General features: G+C 62.5%; 14 protein-coding genes. 5 read left to right on the top strand and 9 right to left on the bottom strand.

Annotated elements, in window-relative coordinates; genetic code table 11:
• Positions 1-359 precede the first annotated feature (359 nt).
• Together AACU78_RS14420 and AACU78_RS14425 are read left to right on the top strand one after the other, a co-directional pair.
• Positions 360-1,295, top strand: coding sequence for a chemotaxis protein CheV (locus tag AACU78_RS14420; RefSeq protein WP_017134971.1), 936 nt, complete (start codon positions 360-362; stop codon positions 1,293-1,295).
• A 295-nt stretch (positions 1,296-1,590) separates the two neighbouring features.
• Positions 1,591-2,397 (top strand): MOSC domain-containing protein, encoded by an 807-nt coding sequence (locus AACU78_RS14425; protein WP_106576483.1) that lies wholly within the window; start codon positions 1,591-1,593, stop codon positions 2,395-2,397.
• A 65-nt stretch (positions 2,398-2,462) separates the two neighbouring features.
• Here AACU78_RS14425 and ppnP read toward each other — a convergent pair whose 3' ends face one another.
• The 8 genes from ppnP to AACU78_RS14465 form a co-directional block, all read right to left on the bottom strand.
• On the bottom strand, positions 2,463-2,744 hold the full coding sequence (ppnP, locus tag AACU78_RS14430; protein WP_106576484.1) for a pyrimidine/purine nucleoside phosphorylase: 282 nt from the start codon (positions 2,742-2,744) through the stop codon (positions 2,463-2,465).
• A 177-nt stretch (positions 2,745-2,921) separates the two neighbouring features.
• Positions 2,922-3,464, bottom strand: coding sequence for an exonuclease domain-containing protein (locus AACU78_RS14435; protein ID WP_106576485.1), 543 nt, complete (start codon positions 3,462-3,464; stop codon positions 2,922-2,924).
• 66 nt (positions 3,465-3,530) lie between these two features.
• Entirely contained in the window at positions 3,531-5,459 is a 1,929-nt protein-coding gene (locus AACU78_RS14440) for an acetyl/propionyl/methylcrotonyl-CoA carboxylase subunit alpha (protein ID WP_106576486.1), read from the bottom strand.
• 111 nt (positions 5,460-5,570) lie between these two features.
• Positions 5,571-6,338 carry an enoyl-CoA hydratase/isomerase family protein gene (locus AACU78_RS14445; RefSeq protein WP_106576487.1) on the bottom strand — a complete coding sequence of 256 codons (768 nt, stop codon included), beginning with the start codon at positions 6,336-6,338 and terminating at the stop codon, positions 5,571-5,573.
• A complete protein-coding gene (gene atuD, locus AACU78_RS14450) occupies positions 6,335-7,492 on the bottom strand; it encodes a citronellyl-CoA dehydrogenase (protein WP_106576488.1) in 1,158 nt (385 codons plus the stop codon). Before atuD ends, AACU78_RS14445 begins: the two co-directional genes overlap by 4 nt.
• Positions 7,493-7,507: 15 nt before the next feature.
• Positions 7,508-9,124 (bottom strand): geranyl-CoA carboxylase subunit beta, encoded by a 1,617-nt coding sequence (atuC, locus tag AACU78_RS14455; RefSeq protein ID WP_106576489.1) that lies wholly within the window; start codon positions 9,122-9,124, stop codon positions 7,508-7,510.
• 3 nt (positions 9,125-9,127) lie between these two features.
• A complete protein-coding gene (locus tag AACU78_RS14460) occupies positions 9,128-10,000 on the bottom strand; it encodes an SDR family oxidoreductase (protein ID WP_106576490.1) in 873 nt (290 codons plus the stop codon).
• A 13-nt stretch (positions 10,001-10,013) separates the two neighbouring features.
• The gene (locus AACU78_RS14465) at positions 10,014-11,792 is read right to left on the bottom strand and encodes an acyclic terpene utilization AtuA family protein (RefSeq protein WP_106576491.1); all 1,779 of its coding nucleotides are present in this window, start codon (positions 11,790-11,792) and stop codon (positions 10,014-10,016) included.
• A 153-nt stretch (positions 11,793-11,945) separates the two neighbouring features.
• Between AACU78_RS14465 and AACU78_RS14470 the strand changes: the two genes are divergently transcribed.
• On the top strand, positions 11,946-12,569 hold the full coding sequence (locus tag AACU78_RS14470) for a TetR/AcrR family transcriptional regulator (RefSeq protein WP_106576492.1): 624 nt from the start codon (positions 11,946-11,948) through the stop codon (positions 12,567-12,569).
• A 93-nt stretch (positions 12,570-12,662) separates the two neighbouring features.
• Positions 12,663-13,451, top strand: coding sequence for a substrate-binding periplasmic protein (locus tag AACU78_RS14475; protein ID WP_106576493.1), 789 nt, complete (start codon positions 12,663-12,665; stop codon positions 13,449-13,451).
• Between the two features lie 246 nt (positions 13,452-13,697).
• Here the strand turns inward: AACU78_RS14475 and AACU78_RS14480 are convergent, their stop codons facing one another.
• Positions 13,698-14,249: an RNA polymerase factor sigma-70 gene (locus AACU78_RS14480; RefSeq protein ID WP_032904207.1), complete on the bottom strand. Its 552-nt coding sequence runs from the start codon at positions 14,247-14,249 to the stop codon at positions 13,698-13,700.
• A gap of 337 nt (positions 14,250-14,586) precedes the next feature.
• On the opposite strand from AACU78_RS14480, the gene AACU78_RS14485 reads away from it, so the two are divergent.
• Positions 14,587-15,339, top strand: coding sequence for a thioesterase II family protein (locus tag AACU78_RS14485; protein WP_106576494.1), 753 nt, complete (start codon positions 14,587-14,589; stop codon positions 15,337-15,339).
• Positions 15,340-15,385: the final 46 nt, after the last annotated feature.

Below are 15,385 nucleotides of genomic sequence, written 5' to 3' on the forward strand. Positions count from 1 at the left end.
ACTCCATTCATGCAATGAGAATGGCGTCACATTAATGGCTATTAGATATCGCGAATATCAGGTTGGGCCTGATTGTGCATAGGGGATTCCCTTACGCAGCGGAACCTCGCGTCGATTTGAAGGTCGCGCGACGTTGCTGGAGTGCCGTTTGAAGAGGCCGTTGCAGTAAACCATGATGTCAGTGTGACATCAATGAATTTACGTGGCATTTTACCGGGGTCAAGCTCTGGCGATCGCCGCCGATAACGAGCATAGGCGCAAGCGTGCTCGCGAACAATTCAAAGACGGCGCGTTGGTCGGCAGGGTCGCGATACCCGACCCGCTTGAACCAGCCGCACACACCACATCAGGAGCTTTTAATGGCCGGCATTCTCGACACGGTAGATCAACGCACGCAACTGGTGGGTGAGAATCGCCTGGAGATTCTCATGTTTCGCCTGGCCGGGCGGCAGCTGTTCGCGATCAACGTGTTCAAGGTGCAGGAAGTCCTGCAGTTGCCCAAGCTGACCCTGATGCCCCAGCGTCACCCGTTTGTGTGTGGCGTGGTCAACCTGCGCGGCCAGACCCTGCCGGTGATCGACCTGTCGCAGGCGATTGGCATGCGTCCGCTGGTGCCGGGGCCTAACAGCACGATTATCGTCACCGAGTACAACCGCTCGGTGCAGGCATTCCTGGTGGGCGGTGTGGACCGCATCGTCAACATGAACTGGGAAGCCATCCTGCCGCCACCGGCCAGCGCCGGTCGCCAGCATTACCTCACCGCCATCAGCAAGGTCGATGACCAGTTGGTGGAAATCATCGACGTGGAAAAAGTCCTCGCCGAAATCGTGCCGTACAACGCCAAGGTCTCCCGCGAGAAACTCGAAGACCCGGTACTGGAGCGCGCCCGTGGCCGCGAAGTGCTGTTGGTGGACGACTCCAATGTGGCCCTGTCGCAACTGCGCGACACCCTTGGCCAGCTTGGGGTGAAGATGCACATCGCCAGTGATGGCCTCAAGGCGCTGAACATGCTTAAGGCCTGGGCCGACAGCGGCCAGGTGATGACCGACAAACTGCTGATGATCTTTACCGACGCCGAAATGCCCGAGATGGACGGCTACCGCCTGACCACCGAAATTCGCAACGATCCGCGCCTGCGAGGGCTTTACGTGGTGCTGCACACCTCGCTGTCGGGCAGCTTCAACGACTCGATGGTGAAAAAGGTCGGTTGCGATAACTTCCTGTCCAAATTCCAGCCCGACAAGCTGGTGGATGTGGTGCGCCAACGCCTGATGCTGGATGAAGTGCCGGCCTGATTCTTTGTGAGGAACTTAGGGTTGGGTGAGCCGGCTCTTTGTGGCGAGCAGGCTTGCCCTGCGTTGGGCTGCGCAGCGGCCCCTTAAGGACGCTGCGGTGTCTCAGCAGAACTGCGGGGTCTGGCTTTGGGGCTGCTTCGCAGCCGAACGCGGGGCAAGCCCGCTCGCCACGGTAAGTCTGGGGGCGCGGCGAGTCTGCGCGTTGCACCTGCTTGTTGACTGTGGGGGCGTCGCCCTTTGATTCCGGGGCTGCCTGCTATAGGGTGGCGCTTTGTCCCCTCAGGAACGCAGGCTCATGCTTCGTCTCAGCGCGTTGTACCGTTATCCCTTGAAGTCTGGCAAGGCCGAAGCCTTGCGGCAGGTCGGTCTGGATCAACTCGGGCTGGACGGGGATCGACGCTGGATGTTGGTCGACGAAGCCAGCGGGCGATTTCTGACGCAGCGGGCGGTGGCGAAGATGAGCCAGTTGTCGGCGTTGTGGAACAGCGCCGGTGGCTTGACCCTGAGTACGCCAGGCAAGGCGCCGCTGGAGGTGGCCTTGCCCGGCAGCGACGCCGAACTGCGCGGGGTGACGATCTGGCGCGATACCCTGCGTGTGCCGGATGCCGGCGATGCGGCGGCGGCCTGGGTCAGTGACTTTATCGGCAAAGCCACGCGGCTGGTGCAGATGCCACTGGCCCGTGCACGCACCACCGAGGCCGGTTTCGGCAAAGATGGCGACCAGGTGGCGTTTGCCGACGGCTACCCGCTGTTGTTGATCGGCCAGGCGTCCCTGGACGACCTTTCCCGGCAGGTTGGCCGGCCCATGGAAATGCTGCGTTTTCGCCCCAATCTGGTGATCGAGGGCAGTCAAGCGTACGCCGAAGATGGCTGGAAGCGCCTGCGTATCGGCAACGTTGAGTTCCGAGTGGTCAAGCCCTGTGCTCGTTGCATTCTCACCACGATTGACCCGGCGACCGGCGAACGCAGTGCCGATCGCGAACCCTTCGCCACGCTCGATGCCTATCGCAAGACGGAACACGGCGCCCTGTTCGGCCAGAACCTGGTCAACGATGACCTGGGCCTTCTGCAAGTGGGCATGCCGGTGACCGTCATCGAGTAACACGTTCGCGCATGAAAAATGCCCGTCTCCTGCGAGACGGGCATTTTTTTTGACCGGTGCAACCCTTAGCCGCGGTATTCGCACAGGTAAGCAGTGTCTACCGCGACCTTCAGCTGGAACTTGCTGTTGGCCGGTACGTTGAACTGGCTGCCGGCAGCGAAGGTTTCCCAGTCGGCGTCGGGCAGTTTCACGGTCAGGGCGCCGGACACCACGTGCATGATTTCACGCTGGGCGGTACCGAATTCGTATTCACCCGGGGCCATCACGCCGATGGTCGCCGGACCTTCTGCGGTGCCGAAAGCGATCGACTTGACGGTGCCGTCGAAGTATTCGTTGACTTTGAACATGGGTGAATCCTCGAAAAGTGGATTAAGGCTTCCTGCTCTGTATGGACGTGCTTGCCTGCGATGAGGCCCTTGGGCCTGGCTTCGCTCAGGCGCACGCCATGACCGGCACGCCGGCTCCCACAGAACAGCAGGATATTGGAAAAGGCCGGCCAGTATGCCCAAGCCTTTGCGCGCTGCCTAGACCGGCAAAATCAACGGCAGCAGGCGCGCGGTGTTGCGCGCATCTTCCAGCGCCCGGTGTTGCTGACCCTGAAACTGCATCCCCGCCAATTGCAGCGCGCCGTTGAGACCCAGCGGCTTATCCAGGCGCCGGGCCTTGGCGAAGCGCTGCTTGAGGTTCACATGCGGCGTTTGCGCGAGCGCGCTGACCAGGCCATGGCGTTGCCATTCGAGTTCAAGCTGCTTGCGATCGTAGTCGCCCCAGCTGGCCCAGCCTTCCAGGCGCGTGTGATGCTGGCCCAGCCAGCGTTCGAACAGTGGCCACACGTCGGTCATCGGTGCGGCGGCGTCGATGTTGGCCTGGGTGATGTGGGTGAGCTGTCGGCAGAACGGCGTCAGCAACGGCCGACGCAGCGGCCGCACGAAGCGCTGGAAGTGATCCAGTTCACGGCCTTGGCGGTTCACCAGGCTCGCGCCGATCTCGATGACTTCCATCTCCGTCACGGGCCAGCCGCCTTCATCCGTTGTGGCTTCAAGGTCAATAATCAGCCAATGAGGCATCGCGCAGGTTCCCGTACTCGTCCCTTCCTGATGGGGATAGAGCGTAGCCGGGCCGTGTAGTTCCGCCTAGGCCTTTTCGATCTCCAGTAAAACCTGGCGATTGTGCACTTGAGCGCCTGCAATCACCTGCACGTTTTTGATCACGCCGTCGATGCCGGCCGTCAGCGGATGCTCCATCTTCATCGCTTCGAGCACCAGCAGCAATTGACCCTGGGTGACGCGCTGACCGGCGCTGACCCGAATGTCGACAATGGCACCGTCCATCGGCGCCTTGACGGTGCCGCTGCCGGCATCGACCTGGCGGCTGGCGACCTGCTGAGTACGGTTGATCACCCGCACGCCGGGCAGCCAGAGCTGGGCATCGTCGAGGTGGTAGGCGACGCGGCGGCGCACGCCGTTGATCTCCAGCGTGGCCCGGCGGCCATCGGTGCTGAGGTTGCGAATGTCGATGCCGTTGGCCTGCAGGTGGTTGGCGTGCAGCACGCTCACGGCGACCTTGTGGGGTGCGTCGTTAATATCCAGGCGATAGGTCCAAGGCACGCTGGCGTTGTTGCGCCAGCCCGTTAAACCTGAGTGGTGGGTACCGGCGCTGTGGTGATAAAACAGCGCGGCGGCCAGGGCGATCTGTTCATCTGTGGCTGCCTGACGGGGAATCTCGCTGAAGTGCTTGGCGATGAATCCGGTGCTGAAATCGCCGGCGATAAAGTCCGGGTGTTCAAGCAGATCGGCGAGCAGTCGCTGGTTGGTCGTTACGCCCAGCAATACCGTGTCTTGGACTGCTCGCAGCAGTTTGCGCCGAGCTTCTTCACGGGTGGCGCCGTGAGCGATGATCTTGCCGAGCATGGCGTCGTAGAACGGGCTGATGCGTTGGCCTTCGAGTACGCCGTGGTCGGTCCGCACGCCGACGGCAGGCTCCCAGCGCAGCACGTCACCGGTTTGCGGCACAAAGCCCTGCGCCGGATCTTCGGCGTACAGGCGCACTTCCAGGGCGTGACCGCTCAAGGTCACGTCGGCCTGTGTGAGTGGCAGCGCTTCACCGGCTGCGATGTGCAGTTGCCAGGCCACCAGGTCGAGGCCGGTGATCAGCTCGGTAACGGGGTGCTCCACTTGCAGGCGCGTGTTCATTTCCAGGAAATAGAATTGGCCGTCGCGGTCGAGCAGGAATTCCACCGTGCCGGCGCCCACGTAATTGACCGCCCGCCCGGCTTTCAGGGCGGCTTCGCCCATGGCTTGGCGCAGTTGCGGGGTCATCACGGGGCAGGGGGCTTCTTCAATGACTTTCTGGTGGCGGCGCTGGATCGAGCAATCGCGTTCGCCCAGGTAGATGAGCTGGCCGTGGCTGTCGCCGAACAATTGAATTTCGACATGGCGCGGGTCGATCAGCGCGCGCTCGAGGATCAGTTCGTCGCTGCCGAAGGCGTTCATCGCTTCAGAGCGGGCGGTGCGCAGTGAGTCGAGCAGCTGGCTGCTGTCGTGCACCAGGCGCATGCCGCGCCCGCCGCCGCCGGCGCTGGCCTTGATCATCAGAGGGTAGCCAATGCGCTTGGCTTGCTCGTGCAGGGTGGCGTCGTCTTGGCGGCCGCCTTGGTAACCGGGTATGCACGGCACGCCCGCCTCGAGCATGGCCAGTTTGGACAGGCGTTTGCTGCCCATCAGTTCGATGGCCTCAACGCTTGGGCCGATGAAGGTGATGTTCGCGTGTTGGCAGGCCCGGGCGAAGTCGGCGTTTTCGGAGAGAAAGCCATAGCCGGGGTGGATGGCGTCGGCGCCTGTGATGTTGGCTGCGTTGAGAATGGCGGCGATGTTGAGGTACGACTGCTGGACGGGCGCCGGGCCGATATTGACGGCTTCGTCGGCCATCTGCACATGCAGGGCCTGGGCGTCGGCATCGCTGTAGACCGCCACGGTGCGGTAGCCCAGGGCCTGGGCGGTGCGCTGTATGCGACAGGCAATTTCGCCGCGGTTGGCGATCAGGATTTTGCTGAATGTGGGCATTGGTTTATCCCTTGGCGCACTGGGTGAATGTTCTGGCCCCATCGCAGGCAAACCAGCTCTCACCATGTGAAAGGCGTTCTCCCGGTGGGAGCTGGCTTGCCAGCGATGGCGTCATTTGCACCAACCTGGCTTACGCTTTTGCACAAAAGCCTGCGTCCCCTCTATCCCTTCCATGCCCGTCACCGCCTCGGCAAACCACTGCGCACCGCGATCCAGCACCGCCTCAAGCGGCTCGTCGGCACTGGCGAGCAACAGCGCTTTAGTCCGCCCATTCGCGCCCGGCGCACACTGCAGCACTTGTCCCAACACCTCATCCAGGCGCTGTGCCAATGCCTGCGCATCGCTCTCGGCAAAATGCACCACGCCCAAGCGCTGCGCCTCAAGCCCATCAAACCGCGCCGCGGTCAGCGCCAGCCGGCGCGCCTGGGTCAGGCCGATCCGCTTGACCACAAACGGCGCGATCTGCGCTGGCAACAAGCCTAAGCTGGTTTCCGGCAAGCCGAATCGCGCCTGGTGATCGGCGATCGCAATGTCACTCACACACGCCAGCCCAAACCCACCCCCCAGCACTGCACCTTGCAGCACCACGATCACCACTTGCGGCACCGCTTCAACTTCTTGCAGCAAGGTGCCAAACGCGCGGTTCAGCGCCTGCAACTGCGCCGTGCCGCCGGCGGTGATCATGTCTTTCACATCCGCCCCCGCGCAGAAATGCCCACCCGCGCCGCTGATCACCAGCGCGCGCACCTGGCTGTCGAGCTGCGCCAACACCGCCCGCAGTTCGTTGACCATCTCCAGGCTCATGGCATTGCGATGCGCCGGGCGATTGAGGGTGATGTGCAGCACACCGTTATGCGGTTCGAGCAGCAAGGTGTTCATGATTTTTTCCCGGGCAGCGTGCCCATCAATTTGCAGATGATGCCCAGCATGATTTCGTCGGCGCCGCCGCCAATCGATACCAGCCGTACGTCGCGGTAGGCGCGGGCCACCGGGTTGTCCCACATAAAGCCCATGCCGCCCCAGTATTGCAGGCAGCTGTCGCTGACCTCGCGGCCCAGGCGCCCGGCCTTGAGCTTGGCCATGGAGGCCAGGCGGGTCACGTCCTGGCCTTTGATGTATTGCTCGGTGGCCTGGTAGACCAGCGCGCGCAGGCATTCGATTTCAGTGGCCAGCTCGGCCAGGCGAAAGTGAATGACCTGGTTGTCGATCAGCGCTTTGCCGAAGGTCTGGCGTTCTTTGCAGTACTCAATGGTGCTGTCGATGCAGTACTCCAGGCCCTTGATCATGTTGGCCGCGCCAAACAGACGCTCTTCCTGGAACTGCAGCATTTGCATCATGAAACCCGCCCCTTCGTGGCCGATGCGATTGCGCTGCGGCACGCGCACACCGTCGAAGAACACTTGGGCCGTCTCGGAACTGTGCATGCCGAGCTTTTCCAGCGGTGGGCTGACGCTGATGCCTGGCGTGTTCATCGGCACCATGATCAGCGACTTGTTGATATGCGGCTTGTCGTCGGAGGTGTTGGCCAGCAGGCAAATGAAGTCGGCGCTGGGCGAATTGGTGATCCACATTTTGCTGCCGTTGATCACGTAGTCGTCGCCGTCCTTGCGGGCATGGGTTTTCAGCCCGGCGACGTCGGAGCCGGCACCGGTTTCCGAGACGCCGATGCAGCCGACCTGCTCGCCGCTGATGGCCGGGCGCAGGAACTCGTCGCGCAGTTCATCGCTGCCGAAGCGGGCGAGGGCGGGGGTGCACATGTCGGTCTGCACGCCGATGGACATCGGGATGCCGCCGCAGCGAATGGTGCCGAATTCTTCAGCTGCCACAATGGAATAACTGTAATCCAGGCCCATGCCGCCGAATTGCTCCGGCTTGGAAATGCCCAGCAGGCCGAGATCGCCGGCCTTGCGAAAGATTTCGTGAATGGGGAAGCGCCCGGCTTTTTCCCATTCGTCCACATGCGGGTTGATCTCGCGATCGACGAAGGCGCGCACGGTGCGGCGCAGTTCCTGATGTTCCTGGGTAAAAATCATTGTGGTTGTTCTCCTTTAGAAACGCGCCACGCCGAAGCTGTTGGGTTGCAACTGCCGCATCTGGGCCTCATGGCAAATATCCAGCAGGTAACCCAGCAGCGTGCGGGTATCGCGTGGATCGATCAGCCCGTCGTCCCACAGATTTGCGCTGCCATAGAGCGCGGTGGACTGGCTGTCGAGCTTCTGCGCGGTGACCTGTTCGAGCATGTCGAGCACCTTGGGGTCGGGCACCAAACCCGCCTTCAATTGCTTGGCCTCGGTGACGATGCGCAGCACCTTGCCCGCCTGCGCGCCGCCCATCACCGCCGTGCGGCTGTTGGGCCAGGCGAAGATAAAGCGCGGGTCCAGGCCGCGGCCGCACATGGCGTAGTTGCCGGCGCCGTAGGAGCCGCCGACCACGACCGTGAGTTTAGGCACCCGCGCATTGGCCACCGCCTGGATCATCTTCGCGCCGTGCTTGATCACGCCGTGTTGCTCCGACTCGGTGCCAACCATGAAACCGGTGGTGTTGTGCAGGAACAGCAGCGGCGTGCGGCTCTGGTCGCACAGCTGGATAAATTGCGCGGCCTTGCTCGCGCCTTTGGGCGTGATCGGGCCGTTATTGCCGATCACGCCGACGGCGCGGCCCTGGATGTGCAAATGGCCGCAGACGGTGTGGGCGTCGAACTCGCCCTTGAATTCGAGGAAGTTGGAACCGTCGGCCAGGCGCGCGAGGATTTCGCGCACGTCGTAGGGCTTTTTCGGGTCGTCGGGGATCAGCCCCAGCAATTCTTCGATGGGGTACAGCGGTTCTGTGTAAGCGCGTTTTGGCGCACGCGGCAAGCGTTCATCCCAAGGCAACAGGCTGACGATCTCGCGCACGATGCGCACGCCGTCGGCATCGTTTTCGGCCAGGTATTCGGCGGTGCCGGCGGTTTGCGCGTGCATCTGGGCGCCGCCGAGTTCCTCATCGGTGGCCACTTCGCCGGTGGCGGCCTTGAGCAGCGGCGGTCCGGCGAGAAACAGCTTGGCCTTGCCGCGTACCACCACCACGTAATCCGACAGCCCCGGCTGATACGCACCGCCGGCCGTGGCCGAGCCATGCACCACGGTGATTTGCGGCAGGCCCATGGCCGACATGCGCGCCTGGTTGGCAAAGCTGCGGGCGCCCTCGACGAAAATCTCGGCGGCGTAGTTGAGGTTGGCACCGCCGCTTTCGGCGAGTGTCACCACCGGCAGTTTGTTTTCCATGGCGATCTGTTGCAGGCGCAGGGATTTTTTCAGCCCCGTGGGGGAAATGGTGCCGCCCTTGATCGCGCTGTTATTGGCCACCACCAGCATGCGCACGCCGCTGACGTAGCCAATGCCGGCGATCAAGCCGCCGCCGGCCGCGCTGCCGTCTTTGTCGTCGTGGAGTTTGTAGCCGGCCAGGCTGGCCAGCTCCAGGAACGGCGCGCCAGGGTCCAGCAGCAGGTTGAGGCGCTCGCGGGGCAGCAGTTGGCCGCGCGTGTCGAACTTGGGTTTGGCTTCCTGCGCCTTGCTGAGCAGGGCCTGCTCCAGCTGGCGCAGCTGCGCGATGGCGGCCAGCATCGCCTCGCGGTTTTGCGCGAACTGCGGGCTGTGGGCGTCGATCAAGCTTTCAATTGCCGGCATGGTTTATTGCTCCGCCTTGAGCACATCGGGCAGGTAGGCGCGGTGGAAACCATTGAACGGCTCGCTCGGCGGTTGCGCCTTGGGCAGCGGCCAGGCGCGGCTGCCCAGGCTGGCGGCGCCGTCGATACGCAAGGTGCTGCCGCTGATGAACGCGGCGGCGGGGCTGAGCAGGAACACGATAGCCGCGCTGACCTCCGATTCGGTGCCGATACGCTTGAGCGGCACGTGTTCGCGCAAGGTCGGGATCACCGCCTTGAACGCGCCTTCGTAGGTGTCCATGCCGCTGGAGGCAATCCAGCCCGGCGCCACGGCGTTGACGCGCACGCGGGCATAACCCCATTCGAAGGCGGCGGTCTTGGTGAAGTTGTCCATGCCCGAACGCGCGGCGCCTGAGTGGCCCATGCCGGGCATGCCGCCCCACATGTCCGCGAGCATGTTGACGATGGCGCCGCCGTGCTTGCTCATCGACTGGTTGAACACTTCCCGCGCCATCAGGAAACCGCCGACCAGGTTGGTGCGCAGCACGGTTTCAAAGCCCTTTTGATTGATCGAGGCCAGGGGCGACGGGTATTGGCCGCCTGCGTTATTCACCAGCCCGTGAATCGGCCCGTGTGCGTGGAGGAGCTGCGTGACCAGCGCCTTCACCGCCTCTTCATCGCGTATATCGCAAGCCTGCCAATGGGCCGTGCCGCCGTCTTCGGCGATTTCAGCGGCCACCATTTGCAGTTTTTCCGGTTTGCGCCCCACCAGAATCACTTGAGCGCCCAGGGCCGCGAGTTCATGCGCGGTGCAGCGGCCAATGCCACTGCCGCCACCGGTGACGATCACGGTTTGCCCGTGGAACAGGTCGACTTTGAAGATTGAGTCGAAGGCCACGGCAACGCTCCTTTTATTTGAGTTGATCGGCGATGTGTTGCGGCACGGCAATGGGAATTTCCAGCAGTTGCTGGGCGAAGGCTTTGCCCTGCGGGTCGATGCGCAGGCTGGCGATACCGCCGCCGCCCAGGGCGTTTTCCAGCAGAAAATTCAGGCTGTGGCTGCCGGGCAAGTACCAGCGTTCAACGCGGCCGTGGAGGGGGTCGAGCACGTGGCTCATCCAGTCGACGATCACTTCCCGGGTCAACGCTTCGGCGATCCACGGCAGGTAGTCGGGGTGGCGGGCGATCACGCCGATATTGCTGTGGTTGCCCTTGTCGCCGGAGCGCGCCACGGCCAGCTTTACCAGCGGCACATTGGCGTCGGCGCGGCCTTGGGGCTTGGGCGGGTCAATCGGCGCGGCCGGGGTGACCAGTGGCGCAGAGGCGGGCAGTTCAATGGCGTGACGCTGGCCTTGGAAGTCGATCACCAGCTCACAGGATGATTTATCGATCAGGAACGAAAACAGCCGAATCAGCGGATACACCGTCGGCCGCCCGCCGACGATGCCGGTCAAGCCGGGCGCCATGCCAGTGGCCGCCTGGGCGATCTCGCGGGCGAACAGCACCAGCGCCTGTTTGCTCGGGTGCCGCACCGCCAGTTTCATCACCACTTCGCGGCAGTCCTGACGCTGGGCGTGGGCGCCGTAGGTGGCTTCGCTGCCGAGCAGTTCGATATTCACCTCGGCATAAGGCGCCCAGCCGCGCTGGCTGAACAGTTCCGAAGTCTTGTTGATGATCGCCTGGCTGACGCGCTCGGCCTTGGCCACCGCGTCGATCCCGGCGATCAGGCAACTGGCGGTGCAACGAAAACCGTCCGGGTAGGTGGCGCTCACCTTGTACTGATCGGTGGGCGGCAAACCTTTGGCGCCGTGCAAGCGCGCTTGGTTTTTGCCTTGCTGCTGCAGTTTGACCTGGCTGAAATCGCAGATCACATCGGGCAGCAGGTAGGCGCGCGGGTCGCCGATTTCATACAGCAGCTGTTCGGCCACGCTGAGTTCGCTGATCAGCCCACCCGTGCCGTCGACTTTATTGACGGTGAACTGGCCGTCGGCACTGACCTCGACGATGGGAAAACCAATGTGCTCGTAGTCCGGCACGTCACGCCAATCGGTGAAGTTGCCACCGGTGCACTGTGCGCCGCATTCGATGATGTGCCCGGCGAGGGCGGCTTGGGCGAGGCGGTCATAGTCCTGCCATGACCAGTTAAATTCGTGCACCAGTGCGGCGCTGACCACCGCACTGTCGACCACCCGGCCGGTGATCACGATGTCGGCGCCCAACTCAAGTGCCTTGGCAATGCCTGGCGCGCCGAGGTAGGCGTTGGCCGACACGCACATCGGCGGCAGCGGCGCGCCGTTGAACATATCGGTGACGCCGTGCAGATGCTTGAGCTGCGGTTGCAGGTCATCACCCAGCAGCACGGCGATTTTCAGCGGGATTTGCGCCTTGTCGCAGGCCGCTTGCAGGGCGGCGGCGCAAGCGTGCGGGTTGATGCCGCCGGCATTGCTGATCACGCGGATGCCCTGGCGCTGGATGTCGCCCAGCAGCGGCGTGAGCACTTCGACGAAATCCGTGGCGTAGCCGGCTTGGTGATCTTTCATCCGCGCACCGGCGAGAATCGACATCGTGACTTCCGCCAGATAGTCGAACACCAGGTAATCCAGCGCGCCGCCATGCACCAGCTGGGCGGCGGCGGTGCAGGTGTCACCCCAGAAGGCGCTGGCGCAGCCGATACGTACCGTCTTGCTCATGAGAAATCCGTCCTCGAATGGCTGGCGTCGAGACTACCAAGCAAGCGCTTGGTTTGTAAACTCCGTGCACAAGTTTTGCCCAAGCGCTTGCTTGGGTGGCGGCCACGGCCTAAATTGCCGCCCACGACGTCAGCACACGTGAAGGAGAGAGGCATGGATGAGCAAAAAGCCCTGAGGGTGATGCGCACCATGGTCGATGCCGGCCAATTGACCGACCCCGACAGTGCCCGGGGCAAATTGCTGCAAACCGCAGCTCACCTGTTTCGCAACAAAGGCTTTGAGCGTACCACCGTGCGTGACCTGGCCAGCGCGGTGGGCATTCAGTCCGGCAGCATCTTTCATCACTTCAAGAGCAAGGACGAGATCCTGCGCGCGGTGATGGAGGAAACCATCCACTACAACACTGCGTTGATGCGCGCTTCACTCGAAGAAGCGAGCAACGTGCGTGAACGCGTATTGGCGCTGATTCGTTGTGAATTGCAGTCGATCATGGGCGGCAGCGGCGAAGCCATGGCGGTGCTGGTTTATGAATGGCGTTCGCTGTCGGCCGATGGCCAGGCCCAGGTGCTGGCGCTGCGTGATGTGTACGAAGACATCTGGTTGCAGGTGCTGGGCGAGGCCAAGGCCGCCGGTTACATCAGGGGCGATGTTTTTATCACCCGGCGTTTCCTCACCGGCGCGTTGTCCTGGACCACCACGTGGTTCCGCGCCCAAGGCAGCCTGACCCTGGAGCAATTGGCCGAAGAAGCCCTGCTGATGGTGCTGAAGGCCGATTGAGGCGCAAGCCATTAATTTGCCGATGGAAAGTTGTCTCACCTGACAAAAACGCCTAGCTTATCGCCATCAGAGTATTAAACGGTGTGTGCCTCAATGTTTTCGCCATGGCGGCTGGCTGCAGGACTAACTTTATGGGCACTGGGCACCGCGGGGTGGATGCCGGCTTCGGCTGCGCAATTGGTGAGGATCGGCGCCGCGCATTTTCCGCCCTACACCGTACGCCCAGAGCAGGGTGCCGACACCGGTTTACTGCCGCAACTGGTCGAGGCGCTGAACGCCTCGCAAAGCGATTACCAATTTGTACTGGTGCCGACGTCTATCCCGCGGCGTTTTCGCGATTTCGAGCAGGGCCGGGTCGACATGGCCATCTTCGAAAACCCCGACTGGGGCTGGCAGAACATTGCCCACACTGCCGTGGACATGGGGCTTGAAGACGCGGAAATTTTCGTCGCCCAACGTGAGCCCGGTCGCGATCAGCGCTATTTCGCCGACCTCAACGGCAAGCGCCTGGCCGTGTTCAGCGGTTATCACTACGCCTTTGCCAACTTCAACCCCGACCCCAAGTACATGACCGAGCATTTCAACGCCACGTTGACCTATTCCCATGACAGCAACTTGCTGATGGTGGCGCGCGGGCGTGCGGACATCGCGCTGGTCACGCGTTCGTACTTGAGTGATTTCATGGTGCGCAACGCGGACATGGCCGGGCAGTTCCTGGTCTCGGAGCGGATTGACCAGGTGTACCACCACTACGCGTTGCTGCGGCCAAAGGCACCGATTACCGGGGCGGCGTTTGCCGAGATGCTCAAGCGCCTGCGTGATAACGGGCAGCTGTTGAAGATCTTCGAGCCGTATCGCATTGATGTGATGCCCGCGTCCTGAAGTCTTTTTGTTGAGAGGCTGTTGTGGCGAGCAGGCTTGGTGTGGCGAGCAGGCTTGCCCTGCGTTGGGCTGCGAAGCGGCCCCACTAAAGCCACCGCAGTTTTTCAGTCAGACCGTAGTGTCTGGTTCAGGGCTGCTGCGCAGCCCAACGCGGGGCAAGCCCGCTCGCCACAACAAGCCCGCTCGCCACACCAAGCCTGCTCACCAGAACAAGCTCGCTCACCACAACGAGCCCTTTCCCCACACTCAGACTCGCCGCGCAAACGTATCGCTGTGGCTGCCTGACACCTTGCGGCAATGCACCAGCGCATCACGGATCATGAAGTTCACCAGGGTCGGCGAGACGCCGAGTTCCTTGGCGATGTCCTTTTGCGGCACGCCGTGCAGGCGATACATCTCGAACGCATAACGGGTGCGTTGGGGCAATTGCGTCAGGGCGTCGGCGATGTTTTCCAGGGTGTTGAAATTGATGTGCGAGGTTTCCGGTGAAGCGCCGTGAATGACCACATTCAAGCCTTCCTCCTCGGTCCCGGAGTACTTGAGTTCCAGGGCCTGCTTGCGGTAGTGATCGATCGCCAGGTTGCGCACGATCTGGAACAGATAACTCAGTTGGGCCTTGAACGATGAGGTGATCGTCGGCGCCGATTGCAGTCTGAAGTAGGCGTCCTGAACCACGTCTTCGGCGCGCGAGCGGCAGCCGGTAATGCGTGCCGCGATCTTCACCAGAATCAAACGATTGTCGACGAATGCCTGGAGAAGCGGTGAGTCGCACCTGCCTGTGGATACTTGTTCCGTCATGGAAATCACCTTGTCGCAAAAGAGGTTAGGGGAGGGCGTCCGTGCTGAGGCCTCCTACACATCGGGCAACAAATTATGCTTAATGATAATGATTGTCAAATGAGAAGACGAACTAATCTTATGCCTCTCTGAAAGGTGTGAACCCGGTCTCGCGCTTGCCCGCAGACTAATTATTTGCCGGCACCGTCCGTTCTCATGGGTGACAGGTCCGTTAACAAACGGCCAAGGATCAGCGCCCGCAGGAGGACGACATGGGTTTGTACGGTGCATACAGCGTGTTTCAGATTGGAGCCTTTAGCCTATCGGGCGCCCTCAGCCTGATGAGAGCGCTCAACCGATGAGTGCCGCCACCCGACTGCGCCTGTTTTGCCTGCCCTATTCGGGGGCCAGCGCCATGGTCTATGCGCGTTGGCGTCGGGCCCTGCCGGAGTGGTTGCAAGTGTGCCCACTGGAATTGCCGGGGCGCGGCATGCGTATGGATGAGCCGTTGCAGCGCGACATCAAGGCCTTGGCAGCGCAGTTGGCGGATGAAATCAGCCGTGACCTGAACGGCCCGTATGCCCTGTTCGGCCACAGTCTCGGGGGCCTGCTCGCTTTCGAATTGGCCCACGCCCTGCGCGAGCGCGGTGTGCCTGAGCCGCTGGCGTTGTTTGCCTCCGGCACTGCCGGCCCGGCGCGCCGTGATGTGAGCGACTACGCCGTTGAAAAAACTGACCAACAACTGATCGCCCGCCTGCGCGAACTGCAGGGCACCGCCGAAGAGGCCCTGGCCAACCCCGAATTGATGCAGTTGATGCTGCCGATACTGCGCGCCGACTTCCTGCTCTGCGGCAGCTTCACCTACGGCCAGCGCGAACCGCTGGGCATGCCGATCCACGTGTTTGGCGGCAAGCAAGACAGCGTACGCGCCGACCAGTTGCTTGACTGGCAGGCTGACGCCGCCAGTGGCTTCTCCCTGGACATGTTTGACGGCCACCACTTCTTTCTCGTGCAGCACGAAAGCGCCGTGCTGCGTTGCCTGCGGCGCTACGCCGAGGAGCACCTCGCACGCTGGCGCAATGGCGCGGCGCGGCAGCTGGCCGCCGGCTAAGCGCTCTCTATTTCTCGATTTTCCCGTAAGCCGATTTCAGGCAGGA

This window comes from Pseudomonas sp. R9.37, assembly GCF_963878885.1.
Classification (GTDB): Bacteria; Pseudomonadota; Gammaproteobacteria; order Pseudomonadales; family Pseudomonadaceae; genus Aquipseudomonas.